At 70.0% G+C, this 24,505-nt stretch carries 15 protein-coding genes and 6 pseudogenes; 15 read left to right on the plus strand and 6 right to left on the minus strand.

Features of this window, described 5'->3' with window-relative positions:
• Window positions 1–105: 105 nt before the first annotated feature.
• Window positions 106–828 (minus strand): penicillin acylase family protein, encoded by a 723-nt coding sequence (locus tag ACEXOX_RS38060; protein ID WP_406526598.1) that lies wholly within the window; start codon window positions 826–828, stop codon window positions 106–108.
• Window positions 744–2,302, minus strand: a pseudogene (locus ACEXOX_RS38065) (penicillin acylase family protein). Before ACEXOX_RS38065 ends, ACEXOX_RS38060 begins: the two are co-directional and overlap by 85 nt.
• A gap of 389 nt (window positions 2,303–2,691) precedes the next feature.
• Between ACEXOX_RS38065 and ACEXOX_RS38070 the strand changes: the two are divergent.
• The 3 genes and pseudogenes from ACEXOX_RS38070 (at window position 2,692) to ACEXOX_RS38080 (ending at window position 6,310) form a co-directional block, all read left to right on the plus strand.
• A pseudogene (locus tag ACEXOX_RS38070) lies at window positions 2,692–3,962 on the plus strand (lysine N(6)-hydroxylase/L-ornithine N(5)-oxygenase family protein).
• A 76-nt stretch (window positions 3,963–4,038) separates the two neighbouring features.
• Window positions 4,039–4,539: a GNAT family N-acetyltransferase gene (locus ACEXOX_RS38075; protein WP_406525331.1), complete on the plus strand. Its 501-nt coding sequence runs from the start codon at window positions 4,039–4,041 to the stop codon at window positions 4,537–4,539.
• A pseudogene (locus ACEXOX_RS38080) lies at window positions 4,536–6,310 on the plus strand (IucA/IucC family protein). The gene ACEXOX_RS38075 and the pseudogene ACEXOX_RS38080 overlap by 4 nt, the downstream one beginning before the upstream one ends.
• Before the next feature lie 107 nt (window positions 6,311–6,417).
• Here ACEXOX_RS38080 and ACEXOX_RS38085 read toward each other — a convergent pair.
• Together ACEXOX_RS38085 and ACEXOX_RS38090 are read right to left on the minus strand one after the other, a co-directional pair.
• Window positions 6,418–7,742 (minus strand): annotated as a pseudogene (locus ACEXOX_RS38085) (lysine N(6)-hydroxylase/L-ornithine N(5)-oxygenase family protein); the annotation flags it as partial.
• Window positions 7,743–7,931: 189 nt separating this feature from the next.
• A complete protein-coding gene (locus ACEXOX_RS38090) occupies window positions 7,932–8,606 on the minus strand; it encodes an HAD family hydrolase (RefSeq protein ID WP_406525332.1) in 675 nt (224 codons plus the stop codon).
• A gap of 149 nt (window positions 8,607–8,755) precedes the next feature.
• On the opposite strand from ACEXOX_RS38090, the gene ACEXOX_RS38095 reads away from it, so the two are divergent.
• The 12 genes and pseudogenes from ACEXOX_RS38095 to ACEXOX_RS38150 all read left to right on the plus strand — a co-directional run bounded on the left by ACEXOX_RS38095 (window position 8,756) and on the right by ACEXOX_RS38150 (window position 20,565).
• A complete protein-coding gene (locus tag ACEXOX_RS38095; RefSeq protein WP_406525333.1) occupies window positions 8,756–10,105 on the plus strand; it encodes a condensation domain-containing protein in 1,350 nt (449 codons plus the stop codon).
• A 147-nt stretch (window positions 10,106–10,252) separates the two neighbouring features.
• The gene (gene folE / locus ACEXOX_RS38100) at window positions 10,253–10,873 is read left to right on the plus strand and encodes a GTP cyclohydrolase I FolE (RefSeq protein WP_406526599.1); all 621 of its coding nucleotides are present in this window, start codon (window positions 10,253–10,255) and stop codon (window positions 10,871–10,873) included.
• Window positions 10,864–12,144, plus strand: a complete 1,281-nt coding sequence (locus tag ACEXOX_RS38105; protein WP_406525334.1) for an AMP-binding protein — start codon at window positions 10,864–10,866, stop codon at window positions 12,142–12,144. Before folE ends, ACEXOX_RS38105 begins: the two co-directional genes overlap by 10 nt.
• A gap of 205 nt (window positions 12,145–12,349) precedes the next feature.
• Window positions 12,350–12,721 carry an acyl carrier protein gene (locus ACEXOX_RS38110; protein WP_406525335.1) on the plus strand — a complete coding sequence of 124 codons (372 nt, stop codon included), beginning with the start codon at window positions 12,350–12,352 and terminating at the stop codon, window positions 12,719–12,721.
• Window positions 12,722–12,777: 56 nt separating this feature from the next.
• Window positions 12,778–13,121, plus strand: a pseudogene (locus tag ACEXOX_RS38115) (beta-ketoacyl synthase N-terminal-like domain-containing protein).
• Complete coding sequence (locus tag ACEXOX_RS38120) at window positions 13,121–13,552, plus strand: beta-ketoacyl synthase N-terminal-like domain-containing protein (RefSeq protein ID WP_406525336.1); 432 nt, start codon at window positions 13,121–13,123, stop codon at window positions 13,550–13,552. Before ACEXOX_RS38115 ends, ACEXOX_RS38120 begins: the two are co-directional and overlap by 1 nt.
• On the plus strand, window positions 13,549–17,184 hold the full coding sequence (locus ACEXOX_RS38125) for an SDR family NAD(P)-dependent oxidoreductase (RefSeq protein WP_406525337.1): 3,636 nt from the start codon (window positions 13,549–13,551) through the stop codon (window positions 17,182–17,184). The genes ACEXOX_RS38120 and ACEXOX_RS38125 overlap by 4 nt, the downstream gene beginning before the upstream one ends.
• Window positions 17,181–17,723, plus strand: coding sequence for a 6-carboxytetrahydropterin synthase (locus tag ACEXOX_RS38130; protein WP_406525338.1), 543 nt, complete (start codon window positions 17,181–17,183; stop codon window positions 17,721–17,723). Before ACEXOX_RS38125 ends, ACEXOX_RS38130 begins: the two co-directional genes overlap by 4 nt.
• The gene (locus ACEXOX_RS38135) at window positions 17,723–18,382 is read left to right on the plus strand and encodes an alpha/beta fold hydrolase (protein WP_406525339.1); all 660 of its coding nucleotides are present in this window, start codon (window positions 17,723–17,725) and stop codon (window positions 18,380–18,382) included. Before ACEXOX_RS38130 ends, ACEXOX_RS38135 begins: the two co-directional genes overlap by 1 nt.
• Window positions 18,370–18,573, plus strand: a complete 204-nt coding sequence (locus ACEXOX_RS38140) for an alpha/beta fold hydrolase (RefSeq protein ID WP_406525340.1) — start codon at window positions 18,370–18,372, stop codon at window positions 18,571–18,573. Before ACEXOX_RS38135 ends, ACEXOX_RS38140 begins: the two co-directional genes overlap by 13 nt.
• A complete protein-coding gene (locus ACEXOX_RS38145; RefSeq protein WP_406525341.1) occupies window positions 18,570–19,838 on the plus strand; it encodes an MFS transporter in 1,269 nt (422 codons plus the stop codon). Before ACEXOX_RS38140 ends, ACEXOX_RS38145 begins: the two co-directional genes overlap by 4 nt.
• Before the next feature lie 73 nt (window positions 19,839–19,911).
• Window positions 19,912–20,565, plus strand: a complete 654-nt coding sequence (locus ACEXOX_RS38150) for an NADPH-dependent F420 reductase (RefSeq protein WP_406525342.1) — start codon at window positions 19,912–19,914, stop codon at window positions 20,563–20,565.
• A 112-nt stretch (window positions 20,566–20,677) separates the two neighbouring features.
• Here ACEXOX_RS38150 and ACEXOX_RS38155 read toward each other — a convergent pair.
• Window positions 20,678–22,164, minus strand: a pseudogene (locus tag ACEXOX_RS38155) (pyridoxal phosphate-dependent decarboxylase family protein).
• Window positions 22,165–22,357: 193 nt separating this feature from the next.
• The gene (locus ACEXOX_RS38160; RefSeq protein WP_406525343.1) at window positions 22,358–24,301 is read right to left on the minus strand and encodes a primary-amine oxidase; all 1,944 of its coding nucleotides are present in this window, start codon (window positions 24,299–24,301) and stop codon (window positions 22,358–22,360) included.
• Between the last annotated feature and the right edge of the window lie 204 nt (window positions 24,302–24,505).

Below are 24,505 nucleotides of genomic sequence, written 5' to 3' on the forward strand. Positions count from 1 at the left end.
CTGGTCGTTGACTCCCCAGCTCAAGCAGGGTGTACGAAAGCAAGTTATTTCTCTGCAAGCCCTAAGCCGCTTCGATGCGGGCGCCCGGTCGCGCCGCCGCGGCCGTCATTCCTTACGCAGCAGGTTCCAGTCCGTGACCACGGGCACGAGTTCGCCGCGCGCCCACAGCGGTAGCTGGTCGTAGCGGTGGGGGCCGTTGACGCCAGAGGCACCGAGGGGGACGATCCAGAGGCTGTCATCCCGGTTCGCGAGGTCCCACACATAGCGTGCGGCGGGGCCGCGCGTGAGGTGTCCCGCGGTATCCGGGATGCGGGTGGTGGACAGGACGCATTCGGAATCGCCGGCGAGTTCGGGCCATGCCACTCCGTCGTCGGTCTCCGGCAGCGCCGTCCAGGCGGAGAGCCGGTGCCGCATGCCCCAGGGCTCCGGCTCTGGCTGGGCCGCGGCGTCCTCGACGGCGGCCCGCACCAGCTCGGTACGGTCGATGCCGAACGGTTCGTCCTCGGCGAGGAAGTTGTTGAGCCCCATCGCGACCCGGGGAACGAGGAAGAGCCAGGGCAGGAGGACGTCCGGATAGGCGGGGAGCTCGGCGAGCGGCGCCAGGGCGGGGCGCTCCGCGAGGCGCCGCACCAGCGCGGACCGCACCCGCGCGTACGCCGTCGCCTCGGTGGATTCCGCCCGCATGTGCCGGTCCCACCGTAGGAGCCGGTCGCGGAGCCGCTCGGCCTCCGGGCCGAGACCGGTCAGGCCCGCCAGCAGTTCGAGCAGGGGGCAGCGGCTCCGGCGTGGGTGTCCATGTGGACGGTGGTCATTCCGGCGGCCGTCCAGTCGCGCCGCGCAGCCAGCAGTTCGCGGATGCGGTCGGCCCGGTGGTCCGGGGCGAACTCGACGCCCAGCGGGGCGGCGAGGCCGGCCTGATTGGCCATCACCGCCAGGCCGTCCACAGCCTCCTGGGGCATCGGTGTGTACCAGCCCTGCCAAGCGTGCCCCGGATCCCAGGCCGGTACGGGGTGCGTCCGGTTGTCCTGCCCGCGTACCGGTACCCGCCCGGCCACGCGGTGCAGGAGTCCCCGTCCACGTCCGCGGCCTGGACCACGTTGACCGGGTCGACCCACTGGTCCAGTGCGGCGTCCACATCAGCCACGCAGGTCGCTTGTAGCAACGCGGGCAGCGCGTCAAAGCCGAGGTGCCCACCGAAGCGCGCGGGGTACGCGAGGCTCAGCGCCTCGGTGTCGTCCGGTCCGCCCACGATCACGGGGCCGCGCGCCGTCTCGATTATCTCGACATCGACGGGCTCGCGGCCCGCCACCGCCACGCGCTCGACGTGCGTGTGCGCGGACTCCCAGCCGTTGGGCCCCAGGGTCTCGACCACGCTGCCGCGGCGCCGTAGCCGTTCGCGGTAGACGTCCTGACAGTCGGCCATCGCGTTCGTGATCGACCAGGCCGCTTTCGCGGTGTGGCCGAAGTGAGGTATGCCCGGCACGCCGGGTACGGCGAAACCCACCACGTCGAACTGCGGACAGGACAGATGAATCTGCTGGTAGACGCCGGGATCCTCGATGACACGGTGGGGGTCACCGGCCAGGATCGGCTTTCCGGTGAGCGTGCGGTCGCCGGACACCAGCCAGCCGTTGCTTCCCGCCACGCCGCGCCCGTCGGCGGCGAACACCGAGATGGCGTCGGCGCCGAGTTCCTCGGCGACCCGGCCCCGCCACAGCTTGGTGGGGAATCCGGAGAGCAGGATGTGGATGGAGAGCCACATTCCCAGCGGGGTCCAAGGTTCCCACTTCTCGGGACGCAGGCCGACGCGGGCGAACTGGTCGGCCGCCTCCGCTCCCTCCTGCAGGCCGGAATTGACGCCGTCGACGTACCCGGAGACCCAGTCCCGCGTCTCGGGCCCGAGGGCGGCGAAACAGCGGCGCGCGGTGTCCGCCAGGCGGGCCTGCCGGGCGAACCGGTCCCAGCCGAGGGCGTCGGCGCCGAAGACGGCGGCGGTCGTCCCCTGGAAGCGGTGGCGTTCGACCTCGATCTGCCACGCGCGGTCCAACGCGGCGTTACGGCCCTGCAAAAGGCAAGTTCGAACATGTCGCCGGCCCTCAAATGAGGAATGCCCCAGGCATCCCGGTATGTTTCGCCAGCCACCCCGAAGTCTCTCCTTTGGCACGCCTTCCGTGACGGCCGGCAGCCGTGCGCACTCGGTGGCCGGGCCGTCGGTGCGACAGCGTATCCTCAGACACACCGCACACCGGCGACCGCCCTCCCCTGCGAGCGCCACCGAGAACGTCACCGAGAGCCCCTCCATGCGCTAGGACGTGTGAGTTACCAGAGCAGCACGAATACCCGACTCGCCTCACATCGGCTCTCTCACCGGCCGCCCCGACAGGTGGTCAGCCCGAAAGCAGACCGACATGGTTCGGAGTGCGCCGGCCAACCTTCTTCGCGCCACCGGGGAGCTCCGCGCGCCTTGGCGTGCGAGTCCGGGTCGGCCTTGCCCCGATCCGGCCGCTGCTGTCCGGGACCACATCCGCCGAAGGCCCGCCCGGAGCTACCGGAGGTATGCGCCCGGTGTCTGCGGCGCAGTTCCTGACCGCTCCGTACCGCCCGAGGGCCTCGTCATTCGGCGCCCTGGCTTTCGAGTACCCTCGCATGATCAATTCACCGAAGGAGACAGCATTGACCGCCCCCGACGATATGTACGACGTCATCGGGATCGGCCTGGGGCCCTTCAACCTGGGGCTGGCCTGCTTGATCGAGCCGATCGGCGAGCTGCGTGCCGTGTTCCTGGAGGCGGATCCGGAGTTCGTGTGGCACCCGGGGATGTTTCTGGCGGGCGCTCACCTCCAGACGCCCTTCATGGCCGATTTGGTCAGTCTCGCCGATCCGACTTCCCCGTATTCCTTCCTGAACTATCTCAAGGCGACGGGGCGGCTGTACTCGTTCTATATCCGCGAGAACTTCTACCCGCTGCGCCGGGAATACAACGAGTACTGCCGCTGGGCGTCCGCGAAGCTGCGGAACGTGCGCTTCAACACCACCGTCGAAGCCGTCCGTCACACCGGCGACCACTACTCCCTCATCACCGCGGCGGGGCACGTCTACCGTACCCGCCGTCTCGTGGTCGGTACTGGAACCCCGCCGTATGTCCCGGGCTGCTGCCGTGATCTGGGCGGGGACGCCATCCACAACTCTCAGTACGCGTTCGCCAAGGACGAGCTGCAGAAGAAGGAGTCGATCACCCTTGTCGGCAGTGGGCAGAGCGCGGCAGAGATCTACCGCGACCTGCTGTCCGACATCGATGTCCACGGTTACCGGCTGAACTGGGTGACCAGGTCACCCCGCTTCTTCCCGCTCGAATACACCAAGCTGACACTGGAGATGACCTCTCCGGAGTACATCGACTACTTCCACGCCCTGCCAGAGGCCAAGCGCTACGGGCTCGAAGCCGCCCACAAGGGCCTGTTCAAGGGCATCGACGCCGACCTCATCAATGACATATTTGATCTCCTCTACGAGAAGAACGTCGACGGGGCGGTGCCGGCCCGGCTGTTCACCAACACCTCACTCGAAAGCGCGGCTTACGATCCGGAGAGCGGTGCGTACATCCTGGGCCTGCGGCAGCAGGAACAGGGGAGGAATTCGAGATCCGCACCGGGGGGCTCGTCCTGGCGACGGGTTACCGTTTCACCCCGCCGGCCTTCCTGGAACCCGTACGTGACCGGATCAGGTGGGACCGCCAAGGCCGTTTCGACACGGCCCGTAACTACTCCATCGACGTCACCGGACGGGAGATCTTCCTCCAGAACGGAAGCGTCCACACGCACAGCATCACCAGTCCGGACCTCGGTATGGGCCCGTACCGCAATTCCTACATCATCAATGAGATCCTGGGTTATGAGCACTATGCCCTGGAGAAGCGGATCGCCTTCCAGGAATTCGCCGCGCCGAAAGAAACGGTCACATGACGGCAAACACTCCTGAGACGGTCTTCTCCACGGTCCATCCGGTCCTGGGGGAGTTTTCCTCCGCACGCTCGACCCGGTGACCGACGGGCCCTTGCTGCACCGCTGGCTGACGCATCCGAAGTCCGTCTTCTGGATGATGCAGGACGCTCGGCCGGAAGACGTCGTGGCGGCGTACACGGAGATTGCGGTGTCACCGCACCACGAAGCGTTCATCGGTCTGCACCGCGGGGTCCCGGCGTTCCTCGCGGAACGCTACGACCCGGCCGAGGTTGAACTGCGCGGTCTGTACGAGGCCAGGCCCGGCGATGTGGGCATGCATTTCCTCACGGCCCCGTCCGATGTCCGCACAGCCGGCTTCACCCGTGCCGTGATCCGCACTGTCATGGAATTCCTTTTCGCTGCTCCGGCGGTGCGCCGCGTCGTGGTCGAGCCGGACGTGCGCAACACCGCCGTGCACGTGCTGAACGCCACGGTCGGTTTCGTGCCGGAGCGAGAGATCGACAAGCCCGAGAAAAGAGCGCTGCTTAGCTTCTGCACCCGCGAGCAGTTCACCGTCACCCGAGGAACGAGGACATGACCACCGACACCGACACGGCCCACCTGACCCCCGACGCCTGGGCGCGGGCCGGCCGTGCCCTCATACAGAAGGCGCTTTCCGAATTCGCCCATGAACGCCTGCTGGCCCCGGAGAAGCTCGGCGACGACCGCTACCGCGTGCTCAGCGACGACGGATGTGTGGCCTACGTCTACGAGGCACGGGTACTGGCGCTGAACCACTGGCAGGTCGACCCGGCCTCGATCACCCGCCTGCACACCTGTAACGGCAAGAGTCTTCCTCTGGACGCCCTGGAGTTCTTCGGTGAGCTGCGCGGTGTGCTGGGGCTGAGCGACACGGTACTCCCGGTCTACCTTGAGGAGATCTCCTCCACCCTTGCCGGCAACTGCTACAAGGCCGCCAAGCGCGCCGCCACCGCCGTCGAACTGGCCCGCGCCGGATTCCAGGACATCGAGAGCGGCATGACCCAGGGACACCCCTGTTTCGTGGCCAACAGCGGTCGTCTCGGTTTCGGAGGGCCCGACTACCTCGCGTACGCACCCGAAACGGCCGCGCCCGTGCGCCTGGTCTGGCTCGCGGCCCGCCGTGACCGCGCTGCCTTCACCGCCGGTTCCGGCGTCGACTACGAGGAGCTGCTTCGCGCCGAGCTGGGCGAGCGCACCCTCGACCGGTTCCGTGGTGTCCTGCGCCGTCGTGGCCTGGACACCGACGACTACCTGTTCATGCCCGTCCACCCGTGGCAGTGGCGGAACAAGCTGTCGGTGACCTTCGTCTCGGAGGTGGCCCGGGAACACCTCGTGTACCTGGGGGAAGGCGACGACGACTATCTTGCCCAGCAGTCCATCCGCACGTTCTTCAACCGCACGGAACCGCGCAAGCACTATGTCAAGACGGCGCTCTCCGTCATCAACATGGGCTTCATGCGGGGGCTTTCCGCGGCCTACATGGCGGCGACGCCCGCGATCAACGACTGGCTCGCCGAACTGATCGAGAAGGACGACTACTTCCGCTCGACCGGCCTTTCCATCATCCGGGAATTGGCGGCGACCGGGTACCGGCACCTGGAGTACGAGGCCGCCACCGACCGCTATAGCCCGTACCGAAAGATGCTCGCGGCACTGTGGCGGGAAAGCCCGGTGCCGTCCCTCCGCGACGGCGAGCGCCTCGCCACCATGGCCTGCCTTCTCCATGTCGACCGCGACGGGCACTCCGTTGCGGGGGCGCTCATCGCGGCGTCCGGCCTCGCCCCTGTCGCGTGGCTGCGCCGCTACCTGCGTGCCTACCTGGCGCCGTTGCTGCACAGCTACTACGCCTACTCACTGGCGTTCATGCCGCACGGTGAGAATGTCATCCTCGTGCTCGACGACAACGACTGCGTCTCCCGCGTGATCTTCAAGGACATCGCTGAGGAGATCATTGTGATGGACGGGGAGATGGAGCTTCCCCGGCGGTCGAGCGCATCAGGGTGGATCTTCCCGAAGAGCAGAAGATTCTGCCGATTTTCACCGATGTCTTCGACGGGTTCTTCCGGTTCCTGTCCGCGGCCCTCGATGCCGAGGGCGTGCTGGCAGAGGCGGACTTCTGGCGCGGGGTCGCCGAGTGCGTGACGGAGTACCAGGATTCCCACCCCGAATTGCGGGAGGTGTTCCAGAGGTACGACATGTTCGCGCCGGAGTTCCCGCTGTCGTGCCACAACCGGCTCCAGCTGCGCGACAACGCGCAGATGGTGGATCTGACGGATCCCGCGGGCAGTGTGCAACTCGCCGGCACCCTGCGCAATCCCCTCGCCTGACGCTCGCTCATCGGGCCGCGGCACCGGCGGCACCGCGGCCCCCGGGCGTCACTCGGCCGAGACGCCACCTGCTGCCACGGTTGCTCCGGAACCGGCCCCCGGATGCCTTCCAGCCCGAAGCTGGTGAAGGCGGTCCGTTCGGGCAGCGGATAGGCCCGGCCGCCGGTCAGCGCGTTGAGGATGGTGGCGCTGCGCCACGCGGCCAGGCCGAGGTCGGGCGCGCCCACGCCGTGGGTGTGGCGTTCGGCGTTCTGGACGAAGACGGAGCCGCCGACGCCGCCGTGCAGGACGAGGCGGTGGTCCGCGTCCACCAGCGGCCGTCCCGAAGCGTCCTTGGCCAGGTGGGGCGCCAGCGGTTCGAGCAGCGTGCCGACCTGGCGCTCGGCGTAGCCGGTGGCCAGCACTACGGCGTCCGTGACCAGGCTCGCGCCGTCCGACTGCTGAGCGTGCTCGACACGCAGTTCGATCCGCCCACCCCCGCGGTGCGCGGATCGCACCTCGACACCGGGAGTCAGCACCACGTCCGGCCACCCCCGTCGAGAGCGCGCCGGTACAGCTCGTCATGGATGTCGCCGAGGGTGTCACCGCTGATGCCCTTGTAGAGCTGCCACTGCTGCGGTAGGAGCGCGTCGCGCACCGGCTCCGCCAATTCGCGGAAATAGCGGGTGTAGTCAGGCATGAAGTGCTCCAAGCCCAGCTTGCTGTACTCCATGGGCGCGAAGGCGGCGGTGCGCGCGATCCAAGTGAGGCGTTCGCGGCCCGGCGGCCGGTTGCGGAGCAGATCGAGGAAGACTTCCGCGCCGGACTGTCCGGAGCCGACGACCGTGACGTGGTCCGCCGCCAGCAGCCGCTCCCGGTGAGGGAGGTAGTCGGCGGAGTGCCAGACCGCCGCCGCGTCGTCCTCGGCCAGCGGACGCAGCGGTTCCGGTATGTGGGGGGCGGTGCCGACGCCCAGGACGAGGTTCCGGGTGAAGAGGCGCCCGCTCGCCTTGACGCCGCCGTCGGTCCGAGTGTAGTCCACGGCGAACACCGCGCGGCGCTCGTCCCAACGCACTACCTCCACGGTGTGGTTGAAACGGCACGACGGCAATCGCTCGGCGACCCAGCGGCAGTAGGCGTCGTACTCGGACCGCTGGATGTGGAAGCGCTCGGCCACGTAGAAGGGGAAGAGGCGATCTCGGGTGCGCATGTGATTCAGGAAGGACCACGGGCTCGTCGGGTCGGCCAGCGTGACCAAGTCGGCGAGGAACGGGACCTGAAGGGTCGAGCCCTCGATCATCATGCCCGCATGCCAGTGGAAGTCCGCGCGGCGCTCCAGGAAGGCGGTGCGCAGCCCCGGTAGGCCGTCGGCGAGAGCAGCGAGGGAGAGGTTGAACGGGCCGATGCCCACCCCCAGCAGATCGAGGGTTTCTTCCTCGCCGTACATGGTCATTCTTGTCCTCCAGAACGATATACACGATGGCCGGGCGCCGTCCGCGCCTTGGGTGACGCGCTGGCACCCCCGGTCAGTGGCTGCCGTGGTGCGGGACCGGGTCCCGAGGGAGCTCGGTGCGGGCGCTTTGCCCTGCCCGGACGATGACCGGCCGGGCCGTCCCCGGGCCGGGGAGCCCGGCCGGGACGGTCATTCTTCCGCTCCGTGCCGCGGGCCCCGGCCGAAGAGTCCGGGCAGGTCACGCATGTCGCCGAATAGTATGGTGCGGGCTCCGGAGAGTCGGCTGGGGGGACACAGGCCCGAGGTGCGGGCGAACACCCGCATGCCCGCCGCGCGGGCGGCCGCGACCCCGGCGGGGCTGTCCTCGACGACCGCACAGGCAGCCGGGTCGGCCCCCATGGCCTCGGCGGCGTACAGGAAAAGGTCGGGCGCCGGCTTGCCCCGGGCGACGTCGGTGGCGCTGTACAGGCGGCCCGCGAAACGGTCGTAGAGCCCGGCGCGGTGCAATGAGTACGCGATCTTTTCGTGACTGCCGCTGGACGCGACACAGAACGGTACGGTCAGGTCGTCCAGCACCTCGGTCAGACCGTCGACCGGTGGCGCCAGGCCCGCGTCGACACCCCGGCGGTAGCGTTCCATGAAGCGCTCCCACCAGGTGTGCGCGGCATCGGCCCCAAGGTGTGCGGCTATCTGCGTGCGAATGGATTCGGCCGACAAGCCCAGGAAGCGCGCGGCGGCCTCGGCCGGTGACAAGGGCCAGCCCATTTCCGTACCGAGTTCCGCCTGGATGCGCGCCGCGAGCCATTCGCTCTCGACCAGGACTCCGTCGCAGTCAAATATGACGATGTCAATAGGGCTATTCACATCCGTACCCTAGTGGCAATGGCTCGCCATCAAGGAGTTCGGGGTGCTGCCGGGGCGGTGGCCTGCAAGGTGTCCCGCTGGACGGTGAGGTAAGATCATCCGGCTAGTCGATTTCGGGGAGACGTGTGAGGCCGCAAGAAACACAGCAGGTGACGGAGGCGAAGCCGCCCCGTTGTCAACTGGACCTGATTGAGCGGCAAAACCGTCCGACGTCCGTGATCCAAGAGGATCTCTGGTCGCTGATACGGGATTCCGATGACGCGTCCAGGGCCTACAACATCGAGAGTGTGTACGACATCCGGGGTCCGCTCGACATACCGGCCCTCATGGCGGCGGTCGACGCGGTCGTCAACCGCCATCACGCCCTGCGGACGGTATTGGCCGAATCGCCCGAAGGCGTACAGCAGATGGTCCTGCCGCCGGTATCCGGCGTCCTGGCCACGCACGACTTCTCAGCGCGGACACCGGATGAGCGGACGGCGCTCCTCGAAGAGGCCGTGACCACCGAATCCGCCCGTCTCTTCTCGTTCACCGACGCACCCCCGGTACGCTTCTCGCTCTACCGGATGGCGCCCGACGAACACGTGCTCGTGATCGTGGTGCACCACCTGGTGTTCGACGGCTGGTCCATGGGCGTCCTGCTCCATGACCTCGCGGACGCCTACGACCTGGCGCGCGCCGGCCGCCCTCTGCCCACGGCCGACGGCGTGCGCCAGTTCGGCGACTTCGCCGAACACCAGCGGCAATGGCTGGCCTCCCCTGAGGCCGGCCGCATGACCGACCACTGGGTCCGTCGGCTGCGGCACACGCCCGAGGGCACCACCGTCCCGTACGATCACCCGGCGCCCGACGGCCTCTCCTTCGCGGGGGACCGGTGCGACTTCGAGCTGCCGGACGCGCTGGCCAGGCACATCAGGGAGGTCGCCCGCAGCGAGCGGGTGACGCCCACGGCCGTGGCCATGCTCGGATACCAGTTGCTGATGCGCGAGCTCTCCGGGCAGGAGGATGTCGCTGTCGGGCTGCCGCTGGCGAACCGCGGCTGGCCCGGAGCCCGGGACTGCGTGGGGCTCCTGATCAACACGCATGTGCTGCGTCAGCGGCTGCCGACCGCGACCCCCACTCGCGATCTGCTGCACACCACGGCGGACCTCCTCGCAGGCGCGGTCCAGAACCAGGCGATCCCGCTGCGGAACGTCTATCAGGAACTCCTGGAGAGGTACGGCGAGGAAGCGCTGCCACGTTATCTCTACCAGACCCTGTTCATCTGCCACACCCATCCGCACACCGATCTGCGGCTGGGGGATGCCACCGTCGAGCGTCGGCCGTTCGACCAGCGCGCCAGCAAGGCCGACATGACGCTCAATCTCTGGGTGCGGGCCGAGGGAATCAGCGGCCAGCTGGAGTACAACACCGATCTGTACACGCCCCGGACGGCGGCGCGCGTCGTCCGCCGTTACGAGGAGACGCTAACGGCTGTGGTCGAGGATCTCGTGTGGTGACGTCCGGCTGCGACCCACGCGCTTCCATGAGTTCACATATTCCCCGCGTCGCTCCCAACGGAACCGGAGAGCGGTGCAGCCCTCATGCCACCGACCAGGAAATTCACTATGAGCACCACTATGGATAAGACGGACATAGGCGCACACATTACCGCTCCGGCGCCGGGTGATTTCGCTGGCGAAAACGGTACGGCTAGCGCCAAGGACCCCGCCGAAGAAGCGGTCGCGGCTCTCTTGGTGAGCTTGGGAGTCAGCCTCGACAGTGAATCCCTGGCGGACACTCCGCGCCGCGTCGCGGCCGCCTATCGTGAACTGCTGTCACCGCACGAATTCAAGGCCACCACGTTCCCGAACGAGGACGGCTGCGACGAACTGGTGCTGGTGCGCTCCATTCCCTTCCACTCGCTGTGCGAGCATCACCTGCTGCCCTTCTTCGGCGTTGCGCACGTCGGATACATTCCGGGGAGCCGCGTGCTCGGGCTGTCCAAGCTCGCCCGCGTCGTACAGGCCCGCGCCCGCGGACTGCAGATCCAGGAACGCCTGACGAACCAGGTCGCCGACTGGTTCGTCGACGAACTCGCCCCACAGGGCGCAGGCGTAGTCGTCCAGGCGCAGCACACCTGCATGTCCATCCGAGGCGTGCGGGCCATCGGTTCCTGGACCACCACATCGGCGACCCGGGGCGTTCTGCGCGACGACCCGGCGCGCCGCGCGGAGTTCATGCAGCGGGCCGAGGGCTCCGGCCAGGCGCCGGCGGGATGGCAGTGATGGACCGCACCCCGCATCACGGGGACGTCCTGGCACTCTGCCTCGGCACCCCGCCGGCCGCCCGGCTGCCGGAGCCCGGGCGCACCGCGCTGAGGGACGCCTCCGGGGCCGTGACGTACGGTGAACTCTGCGAGCGCGTCCGGTACCGCGGCACAGAACTGCGCGCGCGGGGCCTTGGACCGGGCTCCCTCGTGCCGCTCAGTACGGAGCGCTCCGTCGCCACGATCGTCGAACTGCTCGCGCTGCTTGCCGCCGAAGTGGCCTTCGTACCGCTGGCGGACGGCGCCGGGGGCGGCCCCGGCACCCGGCGGATACTCCGGGGCGCGGCCGTACTGCCGCCGGACGCCGCCTACGTGATGACCACATCCGGCAGCACGGGCGCTCCCAAGGAGCCCGTGGTCACCCGGACCGGACTGCGGCACGTCTTCGGCTCGCTGCGCACGGCCCTGGCCCCGCACGTCCCTTCCGGCCTGCGGTGGACCCAGTTCCACCCGCTGACGTTCGGCTACACCATGTGCGAGGTCCTGGGGTCGCTGGCGCTGGGCGGCGAGTTGGACATCGTCCCCCGCGAACGCCCCCTGACCTGCACCGCGCTGCACGACGGCCTCGCGGACGACGACGCGGGCCAGGTGCTCTGCCTGACCCCCTCGGAACTCACCCTGCTCACTCAGAGGCTGCAGGAGTCCGGTGCCTGCGCGCCCACACACGTCATCCTCAGCGGCGAACCGGCCCACCGCACCCAGCTGGCCGACTTCTTCGCCCTGCCCGGGGCGGAGCACACGTACATGGTCAACACCTACGCCGCCACCGAGACCGCCGGGCAGGTGACGGTCAGCCGGATCACCGCGGCGGACGTCGAGGCGGCCATGAACGGCTACGTCGGGCACCCCCTGCCCGGGGTGGAGGTGACGCTGCGCGGCCCGGACGGACGGACCGTGCCCTGCGCGGACACCGCCGCCACCGGGGAGATCTGGGTGTCGGGACCAACGGTCGCCGCCGGATACCTGGACGCGGAGCAGACCGCGGCGCGCTTTACCGCGCCCAGCCCCGACGGGGGCCCGCGGCCTTCCGCACCGGCGACATCGGCCGCTGGCGGGAGGACGGCGGACTGTACGTCGTGGGACGCGGAGGACGCCGGGTCAAGGTGGCCGGACGCTGGGTGGCACTCGACGTGGTGGAGCGGGAACTGCTTGCCGCCGGGCACGTCACGGAGGTCTCCGCGGCCCCCGGCACACTCGAACTGGACGGCACGGCACCGCAGGAGTGCCTGACCGTCGCGGCGGTGCCTGTGGGACGCGAACCGCACGTCGCAACCCGCATCCGCAGGGCGACCGTCGCGGCGTTGGGCGCCCCGGTCACGTTGCGGCTCCACCTGTGCGAGGAGCTGCCCCGCCTGCCCAATGGCAAGGTCGACATGCGCAGGCTGCCCCAGCCACCGGCCGGGGCACCCCCGCCGCGGGGGACGTCGCGTCCGCCGTGCGGTCCGTCTGGGAGGAGATCCTCGGCGCGGGCGTCCACCCGGACACCAACCTCTTCGAAGCGGGCGTCGACTCGCTTGGAGTGGTGACCGCCGCCGCGCGGCTCTCCCGAGTGCTCGGCCGCACCGTGACCGCGGCCGAACTGCTCGACGCGCCGCGCATCCGGACGCAGATCAACCGGCTCGCACAGCAGCGGGCGGCCGGGGAACGGCCGCTTCCCGGGGGCCTCCGGGAAGCGTCGGCGTCGGCGTCGGCGACCCACAATGCACAGCGGTCCAGGGCCGACCGCAGACGGGCTGCGCGGGCAGCCCAGCAAGCACGTCAACAGAACGGACAGGGGCCCGGCAGCGGGCTTGGAGGAAACCAGTGAATGGTCGGGCAATCGCCGTCATCGGATACGCCTGCAGGGTGCCCGGCGGCAGCCGGGTGGAAGACCTGTGGAACGCGGTCATCGCCGGACAGGACACCGTGACGCGGGCGTCCACGAACGTCGGTGCCACGACCAGCGGGCGGGTGCACGCCTATGGCGTGCTGCGGGACTTCGGCGCGTTCGACGCCGGTCACTTCGGTTACTCCCCCGGGAGGCGACGGACATCGACCCGCAGCAGCGACTGCTGCTCGAATGCGCCGTCGAGGCGCTGGAGTCGGCCGGCGTCCGCGTCGACGGCCTCCCGCACGACATCGGCGTCTACGCCGCCACGGGGCTCAGCGGCTACCTGCTCAACACCCGCACCCCGGCAGCGGGGAGGCCGACGACCTTTCTGCCCTGATGGGCGGCGACGGCCACTACGCCGCGACCCGGATCGCCTACAAGCTGGGTCTGACCGGCCCTGCCCTGTCCGTGGGTTCGGCCTGTTCGTCCTCGCTCCTGGCCGTCCACGTCGCCGCCCAGGCCATCGAGGCCGGTGAGTGCGACCTCGCCCTGGCGGGCGGCATGGACATCGAGTTCCCGCAGCCCACCAGCTACCTCCACCAGGAGGGCGGCATCATGTCCAGGGACGGCGTCTGCCGTCCCTTCGACGCCGAGGCCAGCGGCACCGTCTTCGGCTCCGGCGGCGGCCTGGTCCTCCTCGCCGACCTGGAGGTCGCCAGGGAACGCGGCTGGCCGGTCCGCGCGGTGTTCGCCGGCTCGGCGGTCAACAACGACGGATCCGAGAAGGCGTCGTTCACGGCCCCCGGTCGACCCGCCAGGCGGAGGTGATCCAGCAGGCGCTGGCGGCGGCCGACGTACGCCCGGACGAGGTGAGCTACCTGGAGTGCCACGGCACCGGCACGCAGCTGGGCGACCGCAGCGAACTCAACGCCTTGGCACAGGCTTTCGGCGGCGCACCGCTGCCGCCGCTGGGTTCGGCGAAGGCCAACTTCGGGCATCTGCGCGTCGGCGCCGGCGTCATCGGCTTCATCAAGGCGTGCGAGGTCGTGGCCCGCGGCGTCATCCCGCCGCTGGCCAACCTCCGCGAGTACATGGACGCCGCCCTCGGTCTGGGGGCGCGGCTGCCGCGGGAGGCCGAGGAGCTGACCGCGCCGCCCGCGGCCCGCGTCGCGGGCATCAGCTCCTTCGGCTTCGGCGGCACCAACGTGCACGTACTGGTACGCGGTGCCGACCCGGCCTCGCAGCCGTCCGGCGCACGCCCCGGTCCGTACGTGCTGAAGGTGTCCGCCGCCGACCCCGACGCCTGCCTCGCCACCGCGGGGCTCGTGGCGGACCGGCTGACCGCCGCCGACGCGCCGCACCCGGCCGACGTCGCTCACACCCTCGACCGGGGCCGTGACGAGCACGCGTACCGCATGGCCGTGGTCGGTGACGACCGTGAGGCCCTGGCGGAGGGACTGCAGGGGGCCACAGAGCACCTCGTCGAGGGCTGGCGGCGACCGGGTTCTCGCGTGCTGCTCCTGCTGCCGGGACAGGGGAGCGACCTGTTGCCGCAGGCCCGTGCCCTGTACGGCTGGGAGCCGGTGTTCACCGCTGCCCTGGACGGGATGTGGAGCACGGTCAGGGAGCTGACGCCGGAAGCGGGCGCGCTCGCCGAGGCCCTCTCCGAGGACGCGAAGCCGGACCAGACCGTTGCCCAGGCCATGCACGTGGCCGTCGAGCTGGCGCTGTACGAGCAGCTGCTCGCCCGCGGCCTCGTGGCGGACCGGGTGGCCGGGTACTCGCTGGGTGAGTACGCCGCCGCGGCGGCGGCCGGGGCCCTTTCGTCCGCCGACGTCCTGCGGCTGGTCGTCGAACGGGCGCGGCTGCTGGCCGACGCGCCGGCCGGGACCATGCTCGTCGTACGCCTGACGCGCGAGCAGATCGACGAGGTGCTGCCCGGCACCGTCCCGGCCGTGACGCTCGCCGAAGACCGGCACGTCCTGTCCGTGGCGGCCGAAGCCGTCGACGGCGTGCGCGAGCGCCTGAGCGCCGCCGGCCATCTGCACCGGATCCTCGACCTGGCCGTGCCCTACCACTCCGCGCTGCTCACCCCTGTCGCCGAGCGTTTCGCCACGCTCGCCGACACGGTGCCGGCGCGCGCCGTCGAGAGCCTGGTCACCACGGTCGCGGGACGTCCGCGGATCGATGCCGGGTACTGGCCGGCCCACTTGTGCGGCCCGCTCGATTTGACCGCCGTCGTCCGTGAGGCTGCCGCCCTGGCCGCCACCGGGGGCTGCACCGTGGTCGACCTCAGCCCCGACGGCTTCCTCGGGCGCTGCGTGGAGTCGGCCGCCGAGGGTGCCGTCCACGTCGTACGGCTGCTTCCGGCCGGTGCCCGGACGCGCACCGCCTACCTCAGGGCCCTGGCGGCCCTGTGGGTCGGTGGCCTGCCCGTCGATGTGAGCGCCAGCCCCGCGGACACCGAGGCCCGGATCGTCCGGCTGCCCACCCGCGCCTTCAACCGCCAGATGTACGTGAAGGATCCCGCTGCCGCCCCCGTGGTCACGGAGACCGCCGGGCGCCGCGTGGTGCGCCGCGAAAAGTCGATCGACCGCTGGGTGTACTACCCGAGCTGGCGCAACAGGCGTCGCAACGTCACGACGCAGGACGTGGACGGCCAGCGCTGGCTGGTCTTCGCCGACGGCGACAGGCCCGGCACCGAACTGGTCGACCGGCTCGCCGCCCTGGGCGTGGACTGCGTGCTCGTACTGCGCGAGGGCGCCGCGTCCGCCGACGCGCCTGGGGCGGTCACCGTCCGCCCGGGCGACGAGGACTCGGTCAAGGGGATGATCCGCGCCCTGGCTCCGGAACGGCGCCCGGTGGACCGCGTGGTGCACCTGTGGGGACGCGGCGAGGTCGTCGATGGGGGCACGCTCGACAGCCGCCTCGCGACGCTGGACACCGAGTACGAAAGCGGCTTCTACACGCTGCTGTACACGGTCCAGGAGCTGGGCCTGCTCCAAGGGTCGCGCCGCGTCCACCTGGACATCATCGCCACGGGCATGCATCCGGTTTCCACCGATCCGGCAGATGTCGTTCCCGAGCGCGCCCTGTTGGCCGGTCCCGGCCTGGTCATCCCGCAGGACTTCCCCGCGATGTCCGCCCGTACGGTCGATGTCACCGGCATCCCCGACGACGCGTTCGTAGCGGAGGTCCTGCCGGAACTGCTTACCACCTCGGCCGACCCCACGGTCGCGCTGGGCCACGGCACCCGCTGGGTGCGTTCATACGAACGCGACGACCTCCCGGCCGTACCCGCCGGCGAACTGCCGCTGCGGCTGCGCGAGGAAGGCGTCTATCTGATCACTGGCGGCCTGGGCGGCATCGGCATGACCTTGGCCGAGTACCTGGTCACCACCTGCCGGGCCCGGCTCGTGCTGACCGGTATGGAAGCGGTGCCGGACGCCGCCCTGTGGGAGGACGGGGCGGACACCCCGGTGGAAGATCCGGCACTCGCTGAACGCGTGGCCCGCATCCGCAAGCTGGTGGGGCTGGGCGGCGAGGTCATGGTCGCGCGCTGTGACGCCGCCGACCGTGAACAGACCGCCGAGCTGTTCGATGCGATTGACGCCCGCTTCGGGCGCCTCGACGGAGTCGTGCACGCCGCCGGTGTCTTCGAGACCCAGCGTGCCTTCCGCGGCCTGGATGACACGGGCCGCGAGGACTGTGTGCGCCGGCTGCGCCCCAAGGTCGAGGGCACCCTGGTGCTCGCGGAGTTCCTGCGGGGCCGCAAGCTGGACTTCGTACTGATGCAGTCCTCGCTCTCCTCGCACCTGGGCGGGCTCGGCTTCTACGCGTACACCGCGGGCAACGCCTTCATGGACGCTTTCGCGGAGCGGCACCGTAATCAGGACGTCCCGTGGATGACGGTCAACTGGGATGGTTGGATCTTCCGCGAGCGCGACGACGACACCGTGCACCAGTCCGTGGTGTCGCCGTCCTTCGCCTCCCCCGACTTCGGTGTGGTGGCGGAGATCGCCATCCGACCGAGCGAGGGCCAGGAGTTCTACAGCCGGCTGATGCACATGGCCGTGCCGCACCAGGTACTGATCTCCACGGCGGACTTCGAGCGCCGCATCGACCAGTGGGTGCGCGAACCGGTGGACCGGCAGTCCGGCTCCGTGGCTGCCGCCGCGCCCGCCCCGGACGCCTCGGCAGGCGACCCGGCCGACGATGTCGAGCAGGGCATCGCCGAGGTGTGGCAGGAGGTGCTCGGCGCCAAGGACCTGACACCCGCCAGCGACTTCTTCGCCCTGGGCGGTGACTCCCTGCTCGGTGTGACGGTCACCCACCGGCTCAGCCTGCGGTTCGGAGTCGTCCTCTCCGTCATCACCATGTTCGACAACCCGACGATCGCCGAGACGGCAGCGGAGATCCGTCGGCTGCGGCACCGCATCACCCCGGAAGGAACCCGATGACCACGCCAGACCTCACCGCACCGGAATGCCGGTGCGCCACTAGCACCGACGCGGGGGCGGCGCCGCTCGCGCCGCACGCGGCGGCGGCGTTCACGGTGACCAAACTCTTCGACGACCTGCCGTGCTGCCACCGCTCCTGGGCGCACGAGGGCAAGTGCGCGTTCCTGCACGGCTACGAGCGGACGTTCGAGATCGAATTCGCCTGTGCCGCACTGGACCCAGCCACCGGCTTCGTCGTGGACTTCAGCGCCCTCAAGGGTGTACGCGCCCTGCTGGCCTCCCAGTTCGACCACACCACCCTGGTCGCGGAGAACGACCCCGAGCGAGCCATGTTCGAGGAACTCGCCAAGCGTGGCGTGGTGGACCTGCGCGTCATGAAGCACACGGGGATGGAGGGAGCCGCCGCCTGGGTGCTGGAGGAGGCGGGCCGCCTCATCCAGGAGAGCACCGGCGGCCGGGTGTGGATCTCCCGCGTCGAGGCGCGCGAGTGCCGCAAGAACGCCGTGGTGCTCCGCCCCGCCGAAAGCGGCCCGGTGTAATGCCGCACGCGACCCACCGCGCCGCCGGCGGCGCGGTGCTCCGCCCCGTACTGCCGCAGAGGTCGTTTCCGGCGCGACGGCGCTGGCTGCTGCTGCCCGGCCTTGGGCAGACCGGTGCTTACTGGACTCCGGTCGCCCGCTGGCTGGCCGCGGACGGCACCGCCCTGCTTGCCGCTGACATGCCCCTCCTATCGGCGGCCTGCACGGCGCCGCGCGGGTCGTACGACCGGCTCGTCGAGCTGGCGGGGTTGCTGGCCGACGCCGCGGCCCGGCACGGCGCGCGCGCGGTCGTGGGGCACTCGGCAGGGGCGCCGGCGGCCCTCCTGAGCGCCGGAGCCACCCCCGGCTCCGGCCTCCGGGCGGCCATGCTGGTGGACCCCGTACCTGAGCACCTCGGCATGACCCGCACCACCCCCGGGCCGGAGCCCCGGACCTGGTGCCCGGCGACACCGACCCGGCGGACGCGGTGGAGGAGCTGCGGCGTCTGTATCCGCTCGCCGCGCCCACCACGCTGCGCGCCATCGCGGGCGCGAGCACGAGCTGGGGGCGGCCTGCGGCCCTGCCCGCCCGCCCACCGGGGGCCGAGCTGCTGGCCGCGGAACGGGCCCGCGCCGTCGGCACATTCCTCGACACGGCCGGGTGCCCCGTGCTGGTACTGAACGGTGCGCTGTCGGCGATGCTCCCAGGCGGCCTGGCGCGGGAACTGGCCGAGCGCGCTGCCCACGGCACGTACCGCACCGTGGCACGCGCCGGGCACTCACCGCACGTGGACAGCCCACGGGAGACCGCCGCCGAGCTGTCGGCCTGGTGCGCCCGGGTGACCGCCGAACCATCCGGCCGGTCCGCATGACGGCGCCGTTGACGGAGTCCGCCCCGGAGACTGGGAAGTCCACCGGCCGCTCCACGTCCTTCGCAGCCCTCACGGTCCCGAGCTTCCGCCTGCTCGTCGCCGGCCAGAGCTTGTCCATGCTGTTTTACGGCGCCTATCTCACGATGCTGTCCTGGTACGCGTACCAGCTCGGCGGCGGAGCCGGGGCCTCGGCAACGGTGCTCGGGGCGGTTGCCCTGTCCACGGTGGCCACGCTGTTGCTGGGCGGCGCGGTCGCCGACCGGCGGGACCGGCGGCGCATGATGATCGTCTCGGACTGCGGACGGTTCCTCGCCGTGAGTGCCCTGGCGGTGCTGGCCCTCACGGACCGCACGAACCTGACGCTGCTCACCGTGTTCGCCGCCGTGACCGGACTGTTCGACGGGTTCTTCTCCCCGGCGTTCAGCGGTCTCGTGCCCCGCACCGTGCCCGTCCACCTCATCGGGTCGGCCAATGCCGCGCTGGGCTTCGTCCGCGCGGTGTGCGGCGTGTGCGGCCCGCTGGTCGGCGGGGCGTTGTACGGCTGGGCGGGACCTGCGGCCGTCCTGGCGCTGACGGCGTTCTCGTTCCTGGTCGCTTTCGTCACCGCGATGCTGCTCGAGCTCCCCGAGGAGCCGCGCCCGGCCGAGGGGCCGCAGCGTCCCGGCGGGGCACTGCGCGACATCGCGGAGGGGGCACGCTACATCTTCTCCGTGCCCCTGCTGATCTCTATCCCCGTGGCCGCCGTGGCGCTGCTGCTGGCGGAGGGACCGACTCAGACCCTGCTTCCCCAGCTGGTTGAGGACCAACTGGGCGCGGGGACCAGTGCGCTGGGAGCGCTGAACACGACCATCGGCGCGGGGACCGCCCTGGGCGCCTATCTGTATGCCAGGCTGCAACCCGGGCGGCGCCGAGCCGTGCTCATCTACACCGCCTGGGCCTTGGCGCACGTGCTGTGCGCACTCATGGCCCTGTCCACCTCCCTCGGGGCGGCGCTGGCCATCTGCCTCGTACGTGGGGTGCTCAGCGGCTTCGGCTACGCGCTGTGGGAGACCCTGCTGATGGACGTCGTGGACCGGGACAAGCTCTCCCGCGTCTTCGCCATCAACATGTTCGGCACCAAGTCCCTGATGCCGATCGGATACGGTCTGTCCGGTTGGCTGGCGCAGTACTACCCAGCGGCGACGCTCATCGTCGTCGGCCAGCTCGCCGCGGCGGTCCTGATGTTCTCCCTGGTCGGTACCCGCTCCATCAGGAGTGTCGACTGACCGTGAGACGGCGGGCCCGGTCCGCCCGGCCCGTCGGCCCCCTGCCGCAGCTCCTTCGAACGAAAGCAAGCCGATGAGAATAGCCCTGCTGGGAACAGGTGCCGTGTGCCACGCCCTCGCCCCTGAACTGCTGTCCCTGGACCACGACGTGGTCGTGGGAACCCGCTCGCCCCGCACCACGCTGGAAGCCAACAAGGCGTACGCGCGGCTGGCCAGCCGGTACCCCGCCCTGGAACTGCGTACGTTCGCTGACGCGGTGCCGGGGGCCGACCTGGTGGTGAACGCGATCGACGGCCCATCGTGCGTCGCGGCGCTCACCCCGCTTGCCCCGGCCCTTGTGGGCCGCGTCGTCGTGGACGTGTCGAGCCCGTTCGACTGGTCCGTCCCGGATGCCGTCCTCGACCCGGTCAACACCGACAGCCTCGGCGAGCGCCTGCAGCGTGCGCTGCCGCGGTCCAAGGTGGTCAAGACGCTCAACACCTTGTCGGCACAGGCCATGACGGCGCCCGCGCTGATCGGTGACGGCGACCATACGGTCTTCGTCAGCGGCGACGACGCCTCCGCCAAGGCCGTGGTGAGCGAACTGCTCACCTCCCTGGGCTGGAAGGACGTCCTCGATCTCGGTGGCATCCGGTCCGCCCGCGCCACGGAGATGATGCTGCGCATGTGGATCGATACCTCGGCGGCCGTGGGCACGCACATGTTCGGCTTCAAGATCGTCCGCTGAGGGCGAGCCGCCCGGCGAACGAAGGGGCCGGGCCGGACGGAGTCCCCGTCCGGCCCGGCCCCTTGCCGTCACGCCGCGCCCCCAAGGGGAGAACACTCGGTGCGGCACTCGCTCATCCGCCGTTCGCGGCCCGGTCCACGTATCGCTGCGCGTGCCCGGCCACCAGTTCCAGTACGGTGGCGATGTCGTGCAGCGAGGTCTCCGGGTTGAGCAGAGTGAACTTCAAGTGGTGCCGCCCGTCGACCACGGTGGCGGCCACGACCGCGTCGCCGTCCGCAGCCAGGGCCTTGCGTGCGTACAGGTTTGCCTCATCGATGATCTCCGGCGCGATGCCCGCGTCCGTGCCGGGCATGTAGCGGAAGACGAGGGTGCTCAAACGCGGCTCGGTGATGACCTCGAAGCGCGGGTCGGCGTCCATCAGTCGCCAGGCGTCTGCCGCTCGAGCGACCACCTCGTCGAAGAGTTCTCCGATGGCGTCTACGCCCATGACGCGCAGGGTCATCCACAGCTTGAGGGCGTCGAACCGGCGGGTGGTCTGGATGCTCTTGTCGACCTGGTTTGGGATGCGTTCGCGCACGCTGCGGCGCGGGTTGAGGTAGTCGGCGTGGTACGTGACGTGCCGCAGCGTGCGCCCGTCACGTACCACGAGCGCGCTGGAACTGACCGGCTGGAAGAAGGACTTGTGGAAGTCCACGGTCACGGAGTCGGCCCGCTCGACGCCCGCCAGACGGGACCGGTGCTGCCGGGACACGAGCAGGCCGCATCCGTAGGCGGCATCCACGTGCAGCCAGATCCTCTCCCGCGCACACAGCGCGGCCATCTCGGGCAGTGGATCGATGCTGCCGAAGTCGGTAGTCCCGGCCGTGGCGGCGACAGCCATGGGCAGCAACCCTGCGGCGCGGCACCCGGCTATCTGCTCAGCGAGCGCGTCCGCGCGCATCCGGCGGTCGGTATCGCACGGCACCGCGATGACGGAGTCCTCCGCGAGCCCCAGGAGGGTGGCCGACTTGACGATGCTGAAATGGCTGTACTCCGAGGTCAGGATGCGCAGGCGCGGTAGCACGTCCGCCCGCTCTAGGCGCGGGTCGGCGGCCGTCGCGCGGTGCCACGCCTCCTCGCGAGCCAACAGCATGGCCTGCAGGTTGGACTGGGTCCCCCGCTGGTGAACACCCCGTCCGCAGTTGGTCCGAAGCCGGCCTGTCGCGCGGCCCAGTCGACCAGCCGCCGTTCGATCAGGGTCGCCCCGGCGCTCTGGTCCCAAGTGTCCAGCGAGGAGTTCAGGGCGGACAGCACCGTCTCACCGACCACGGCGGGTACCACCACCGGGGGGTTCAGGTGGGCCAGGTAGCGGGGGTGGTGGAAGTAGACGGCGTCACGGAGGTACAGCCCCTCCAGCTCATGGAGGGCGTCCGCGACGCTCCCCAACGGCACGTCCAGGTCGACGGCGTCGACTAGGGGAGCCAGTGCGTCGGGCGTCGTACCGCTGAAGGGTTTCTTCGCCGCGGCGACCGACCGCGCCACCCGTTCGGCCCCTGCGGCGACGGACTCCTGGTAGTGCTCGACGCTGTGGCTGTTGAGCAGGTGTGCCCTGCTGTCCATGGAATAAGTCCTCAAAGATCGAGATAGCCGGCGGTTATGCGGGCTCCCGGCGGGACGGACGGCCGCCCCGCCGACGCCGGTGCGGACACGCCGCGACGCGACCGCCTCGTACCGGCCGGGCGGTTGGGATGCGCGCCGCGGCGCACCACGCTGGTCGCCGCTCCGGATACGGATACGGCTGCGACTGACGGCCTCAAGCGGTCCCGTGGCAACCGCGACCGTTGCTGTTGGGCGGGACGTCGAGAGTGGGGTTGCGATCGAAGAAGCCGACCGGCTTCAGGGTGAAGCCAGCGGTGTCCACCGGCATGACCGGCCAGTCCTCGGGACGGGGCCAGTGCGTGAGGCCGAAGGTATGCCACAGCACGATGTCCGCACCGTCGATGGAGCGGTCGGCCGCCGTCCAGGCGGGCAGGCCCGCGCCACCGGGGTGCTGGTTCACCAGGTGACCGGCCGGGTAACGCTCGTCGTCGGCGTGCCGGGTCACCCAGAGGTGGTGCCGGGCGAAGCGCGCGCGGGCCGAGATGGACGACTGTTCGTCGGCGAGCAGCGGCGGCAGGCCCTCGGGTACGAGCGCGTAGCCGACGGGATGGCCGAGGTAGTTGAGAGACCCCGGGTTGACAACGTGCCACTCCCGGTTGAGGGCCGGACACGCGTCGCGCGTCGCCTGCTGTTCGGAGACCAGCCGGGTCGCCCGGCGACCGAAGGCATTGCCGTACGGGTTCTCCGCGCTCAACGGGAGCCGCGTCACCTCGACCTCGTCGACCGCGTTGCGGTCACCGTCCACGGCCATGTCGAGCCGGGCACAGAACAGGTGCTGGTGGAAGGGCGCCCCGAGGCCCGGAGCGATCTCGGTGGCGTGCTCACCGCGCTCCTCCTGGTAGCCGGAGGTAAAGACCACTCCGGTGGCCTTCGTCTCGAACCCGATCGTGCCGTCGAGGTACAGGTACCAGTAGAAGCCGTAGTCGTAGTTGCCGACCGTGGTGAAGAACGAAATCACCAGGCGCCGCTGGCGGCGGGTCTCGTGGACACCGAGCACGAGGTCGGTGTGCTTCCACAGCACGCCATAGTCCTCCTCGTGCATGCAGATCGCGTTGCGGATGGTCCACGGGCTGCCGTCCTCGTTCGCGATCACGGCATCGGTGTAATGAATCTCGCCGAGGCAGTCGCAGCCGAGTTCCAGGGAGTTGGCGTACCGGCCGAAGAGATATTCGCCTTGGTCGAAATAGTTCTGCCAGAAGCGCGTCGGCGAGGGATCGGCATAGGGGACGATCATCTCGGCGATCGACGCGCGGTGGACCACGGAGCGCTGTCGGCTCTGGCCCTTGTCGAAGAACGAGATGTCGTGCAGCGTCAAGCCCTCACGCACGTTGTAGCCGAGCCGCAGGGTCCAGTTCTCCCAGCGGACGACATTGTCCTCCACCGAGAAGCTGACCCCTTCAGGTTGCGTGATCTCGATCGGCTTCAGCGACGTACGGTACGGCCCGGTGTACTCGGGATCGTGGAAGTTGCCCGGGTCCTGCGGTACGGGGACCACCGCGTGGTCGATGACTTCGCGTACCTTGCGGTCCGTCAGGTCGATGTAGGCGACCAGTCCGTCGATCGGGTGCCCCCACGGCTGGTCACCCTTGCGCGGCTGGTTGAAGCCGAAGGCGCGGACGATACGGTGCCCGGCTTCTTCCGCGATGCCGTAGTGCCCCGCCGAGAGCGACGTCGCCAGCACGGTCTCCGTCGTGAGCCCGCGCCGCGCCAGAGCCTGGCGCCACCGGGAGTCGGCGTTGAGGATTTCCTGCACGATCACGAATTCCTCGTTCAGGATGGGCAGCTGGCCCTCCTGAACGGTGTCTATCCGCTCAAAGGAAACGACCGTGCCGTGCGTGACCGAGACCAGCGCCTCGAACGATGCGCTGTCGGCGAGGTCCAGCAACTGCACCCGCATGATCCGGTCCACCGGTCCGCCCGGAACGAACGCCCGCAATTCCGCCTTGCCCGGCTCCTCCGGAATGACGGAAACGAACCTCACGGTGGGTCCCAGCCGCCCCGCCTCCTCCAGAATGGCGCGCGTCGCGTGCACCTCCTCGGTGGTGAGCAGAGCGATCGGATGGGCAGGGGGAACCGGGGTCGGTATACGGTCGGTCACGAAAGAACTACACCTTTTCGAGGAGGTAGAAGGACGAGGCCCGTGGCGGCTGTTCGGCGGGCGGGATACCTGCCGAATTGGAGGGCTCTGCCCATCCGAAGCTACCCCGCTTACGCAAGCGCCTTCACGACCGGGTGCGCAGGCAACTCCATCCAAGCCGGTCAGCGACTCTATCCAAGCCCACCGGAAAGAACCAGTTCAAAG

This window comes from Streptomyces sp. Ac-502 (assembly GCF_045222935.1).
Classification (GTDB): Bacteria; Actinomycetota; Actinomycetes; order Streptomycetales; family Streptomycetaceae; genus Streptomyces; species Streptomyces monomycini.